This window comes from Tabrizicola sp. (genome assembly GCF_036781545.1).
Classification (GTDB): domain Bacteria; phylum Pseudomonadota; class Alphaproteobacteria; order Rhodobacterales; family Rhodobacteraceae; genus Tabrizicola.
The window spans coordinates 1-3,772 of record NZ_DAIQAT010000241.1 but is presented as its reverse complement, the minus strand read 5'-3'; the positions used below and the strand labels follow the sequence as shown (position 1 = coordinate 3,772).

The 3,772-nt window shown below is 67.4% G+C and carries 4 protein-coding genes; all 4 read right to left on the bottom strand.

Going from position 1 to position 3,772, the window contains the following annotated elements; genetic code table 11:
* A partial coding sequence (locus V7Q39_RS19995) for a proton-conducting transporter transmembrane domain-containing protein (protein ID WP_333818371.1) occupies window positions 1-713 on the bottom strand: 713 nt, incomplete at its 3' end.
* A 599-nt stretch (window positions 714-1,312) separates the two neighbouring features.
* A complete protein-coding gene (locus tag V7Q39_RS19990; RefSeq protein WP_333818370.1) occupies window positions 1,313-2,089 on the bottom strand; it encodes an ATP-binding cassette domain-containing protein in 777 nt (258 codons plus the stop codon).
* On the bottom strand, window positions 2,089-3,165 hold the full coding sequence (locus tag V7Q39_RS19985) for an ABC transporter permease (RefSeq protein ID WP_333818369.1): 1,077 nt from the start codon (window positions 3,163-3,165) through the stop codon (window positions 2,089-2,091). Before V7Q39_RS19985 ends, V7Q39_RS19990 begins: the two co-directional genes overlap by 1 nt.
* Before the next feature lie 116 nt (window positions 3,166-3,281).
* On the bottom strand, window positions 3,282-3,772 hold a 491-nt coding region (locus V7Q39_RS19980), incomplete at its 5' end, for a substrate-binding domain-containing protein (RefSeq protein WP_333818368.1).

The following is a 3,772-nucleotide window of genomic DNA, read 5'->3' as shown; positions in this document are numbered from 1 at the left end:
GTGGGCGCGGCCATCGCCTGCGGCAGCCAGAAGTGGAAGGGGAATTGCGCCGATTTGGTGAAGGCGCCGAGGAGGATCAGGATCAGGGCGGGCAGATAGAGCGGCGAGGCCTGGATCGCCGCGCGCTCTGTCAGGATCACGCTCAGGTCGTAGCTTCCGGCGATCTGCCCGAGGATCAGTATCCCCCCGATCAGCGCGAGCCCGCCGCCCCCGGTCACGGCCAGCGCCATCCGCGCGCCCTGGCGGCTGTCGGGCCGGTCGCTCCAGTAGCCGATGAGGAGGAAGGAGGAGAGCGAGGTCAGCTCCCAGAAGACCAGCAGCAGAAGGATGTTGTCCGAGAGCACGATCCCCAGCATCGCGCCCTGGAAGAGGAGAAGGCAGCTCATGAACCGGCCCATCGGATCGGTCTCGGCAAGGGAGAAGCGGGCGTAGAGGATGATCAGGAGGCCGATGCCGAGGATCAGCCCGGCGAAGAGAAGGCCCAGGCCGTCGAGCATGAAATTGGCGTTCAGACCGAGCGCGGGAAGCCAGTCGATCCGGGTCTGGACGATCCGGCCCGCGAGGACGGCGGGGGCCTGGGCGGCGAGGATCAGGAAGGCGGTCAATGTTGCCGCCCCGGCGGCGAGGGCGGCGGCATCGCGACCGAAGCGCAGGGCCAGGGGCGAAAGGATGGCGCCGAGGAAGGGCAGGGCCGCGATCAGGGCAAGGGACATGCGGCTTCCTCGTCGGGGCGTGCGGTCTGGATGCGCGGCCGGACGCGGGCCTTGGGGTGCAGGGGGCGTTGCAGCGGGCTCAGGCCGATCTGGCGGTTTTCCGCGCTATTTCAAACCGGAAGGGCCGTCGGGAGCAATGGCTATCTTGGGCGGGGACCGGCCTCGGGGGCATCGAGCCCCCGCGTCCGGGCTGTCGCGGGACGGTCTTGCGACGCCGGTCGTGGGGACAGGTCGGCTGCCTCCGGCGGGAGTATTTCGCAAGGAGCAAGCCGGTTTGCGATTTGTTAACCCTTGCCCTCGCATCCTTCTCCTCGCGGTGCAGGGAGGAGTCCCGATGACCGCAAGGAGCAAGTCGCGTCCCGCCCGGCGGGGGACACCAAGCCCAGACGTGAAGTCGCGTCGGGCGGGCGCGCACCTGGTCTTGCAGTTGCTCTTTTCGAAATACTCCCGCCGGAGGCAGCCGACCTTGCCGCCGGGCGCGGCGCTGGAGGGGCAGCCCCAGGCCGGTGCCTGGAGCCGCGGAGACAAGCGGGTGCGAAGCCCGCGCAGGCGACCGGAAAGCTTGGCAAGCGGCAGCCGGGCGATCCGGTTGCCGCTGATCAGGCCGCCTCGGTCACGCCTTCCGGCAGTTTCGCCCCGGTCATGAAGGCCACGGCGTCGGACATCGAATAGTCCGAGGGCTTGATCACGCAGAGCCTGCGGCCGAGGCGGTGGATGTGGATGCGGTCCGCTACCTCGAACACATGCGGCATGTTGTGGCTGATCAGGATGATCGGGATGCCGCGAGAGCGGACGTCGCGGATCAGTTCCAGCACCCGGCGGCTTTCCTTGACGCCAAGCGCTGCCGTGGGCTCGTCCAGGATCACCACCTTCGACCCGAAGGCCGCTGCGCGGGCCACCGCCACCCCCTGGCGCTGGCCGCCGGACAGGGTTTCCACCGCCTGGTTGATGTTCTGGATCGTCATCAGGCCCAGCTCATTCAGCTTGTCCCGCGCGAACTTCTCCATCTTCGGGCGGTCGAGCTTGCGGAAAAGCGAGCCCATGATCCCCGGCGCGCGCAGCTCGCGCCCCATGAACATGTTGTCGGCGATGGAGAGTGCGGGCGACATGGCCAGCGTCTGGTAGACCGTCTCGATTCCCGCCCCGCGCGCCTCGATCGGGGTCCTGAAATTGACCTCCTGCCCGTCGAGCCAGATCTGCCCCTCGTCGGGCACCACCGCGCCCGAGATCGCCTTGATCAGCGTCGATTTGCCCGCGCCATTGTCGCCGATCACGGCGAGGATCTCGCCGGGATACAGCTCGAAGTCGCAGTCGTTCAGCGCCGTGACCTTGCCGTAGCGTTTGGTCAGGCCTTTCGCCTTGAGGATGGGTTCCATCAGCCTGCCACCTTTCTGATCCACTGGTCCACGGCGACGGCGAAGATGATCAGCACGCCGATGAGGAAGAAGGTCCATTGCGGGTCGGTGCCGACAAGGCGCAGGCCCATCTCGAAGACGCCGACGATGAGGGCGCCGAAGAACATGCCGACGATGCTGCCCCGCCCGCCGAAGAGCGAGATCCCCCCGATCACCACGGCGGTGATCGACTGGATGTTGCCCAGCTGGCCGGTGGAGGCCGTGGGCGAGACCGAGCCGAAGCGCCCGATCATCACCCAGCCCGCGATGGCGCAGAAGAGGCCTGCCAGCGCATAGACCTGGATCAGCACCTTCTTCGTCGGCACCCCCGCCAGCTCTGCCGCCACCGGGTCGTCGCCGGTCGCATAGACATGGCGTCCCCAGGCGGTGTGGCGCAGGACATAGGCCATGATGGCGACCAGCGCGATCATCAGGAAGACGGCGTAGAGCACCTTCACGCCGCCCGGCTGGATCGCATAGCCCCAGAACTGGAGCGCGGGCGCCCGTTCGGCGATGTCGGCGGACCGGATGGTCTCGTTCGCGGAATAGATGAAGTTCGAGGCGAGGAGGATCTGCCAGGTCCCGAGCGTCACGATGAAGGGCGGCAATCGCAGCCGGGCGATCAGGAACCCGTTCAGCGCGCCCATCGCGGTGCCGAGCACCAGGCCGATGACGATGGAAAGCTCCGCCGGGATGCCGTAGCGGAAGGTCATCTGCCCCATGAGGACCGAGGAGAAGACGGCGATGGCGCCGACCGACAGGTCGATGCCCGCCGTCAGCACGACGATGGTCTGCGCGCAGCCCAGGATGCCGACGATGGCGATCTGCTGCAGGATGGTCGACAGTGTCGCCGCCTTGAAGAAGTTGCCGGCCAGAAGCCCGAAGACCACCAGCGCAACCACCAGAACGATCATCGGCACGGCCGAGGGCGTCTGGTGCAGCCAATGCTGCAGCTTCTTCAGCGGGCTTTCCGGCTCGTGGAACTCGGCCACCGTTTCGGCGGCGCCGGCCAGGCCGGCCTCATAGGCGCCGGAGACCGACTTTGCGTCGTTGGACATGGCTTCCCCTCCCAGGGGCCCCGAGGCAGGGCCCGGTTGTGCCAAGGGCGGCGCGAAGGCCGCCCTTGGTGTCAGTCTTGGCCGCAGAGCCCCGACCGATCAACAGTGAACTGAAGTCAGCCCCAGCAAAGCTCGGCGCCCTTGGCGGTGTCGATCGACTCCACCCCCTCGACCGGCTTGTCGGTGACAAGGGCGACGCCGGTGTCGAAGAAGTCCTTGCCTTCGGTCGGCGCGGGCTTGGTGCCGTCGGCCGCGAACTTGGCGATCGCCTCGACCCCCAGCGCCGCCATCTGCAGCGGATATTGCTGCGAGGTCGCGCCGATCACGCCGTCCTTCACGTCAGCCACACCCGGGCAGCCGCCGTCGACCGAGACGATCAGCACGCCTTCCTTGCCCGCCGCCTTCAGCGCCTCGAAGGCGCCCGCAGCCGAGGGTTCGTTGATGGTGTATACCACGTTGATATCGGCGTTCTTGGCCAGAAGCGCTTCCATCGCCTTCAGGCCGCCCTCTTCGTTCCCGGCGGTGACTTCGTTGCCGACGATGCGCGCGTCATCCTCGTCGCCCCATTTGGCGATGTCCTTGGTGTCGATGCCGAAGCCGGTCAGGA